1 protein-coding gene and 1 pseudogene are annotated in these 596 nt (G+C 63.6%); one reads left to right on the forward strand and one right to left on the reverse strand.

What is annotated here, in order from left to right; genetic code table 11:
* On the forward strand, nucleotides 1-477 hold a 477-nt coding region (locus A5692_RS02825), incomplete at its 5' end, for a class I SAM-dependent methyltransferase (protein ID WP_197514329.1).
* Nucleotides 478-498: 21 nt separating this feature from the next.
* On the opposite strand, the pseudogene A5692_RS28800 reads toward A5692_RS02825, so the two are convergent.
* Nucleotides 499-596 (reverse strand): annotated as a pseudogene (locus A5692_RS28800) (class I SAM-dependent methyltransferase); the annotation flags it as partial.

The following is a 596-nucleotide window of genomic DNA, read 5'->3' on the forward strand; positions in this document are numbered from 1 at the left end:
GTCGACCGCATCGTCTCGATCGGCGCCTTCGAGCATTTCGGCCGCCAGCGCTACGGGCGCTTCTTCAAGATGGCCTACCAAGCGCTGCCGTCCGACGGGGTGATGTTGTTGCACACCATCGTTCGCCCGTCCTTCAAAGACGCCCGGGCGCGGGGCATGAAGCTGACCCACGAGATCGTGCACTTCTCGCAGTTCATCTTGACCGAGATCTTCCCCGGCGGGTGGCTGCCGACACCGCAGACCGTCGGCGAGTACGCGGTCACGGCGGGCTTCGAGCTGACCAGGGTCCACTCGCTGCAGCTGCACTACGCGAGGACCCTGGAGACCTGGGCGGCCGCCCTCGAGGCCAATCGCGAGCAGGCCATCGCCATCCAGTCCCAAGAGGTCTACGACCGCTACATGAAGTACCTGACCGGGTGCGCGAAGCTGTTCCGCAAGGGCATCAGCAATGTCGGGCAGTTCACCCTCGTGAAGTAGGTCGCGAGGGGCTGGGGTCCGCTACTTTTCCAACGTGAACTGGTCGACGTCGGTGTAACCCTGGCGGAACAGCTTCGCGCACCCGGTCAGGTACTTCATGTAGCGGTCGTAGTCCTTTT

The organism is Mycobacterium sp. E342 (genome assembly GCF_001667665.1).
Classification (GTDB): Bacteria; Actinomycetota; Actinomycetes; order Mycobacteriales; family Mycobacteriaceae; genus Mycobacterium.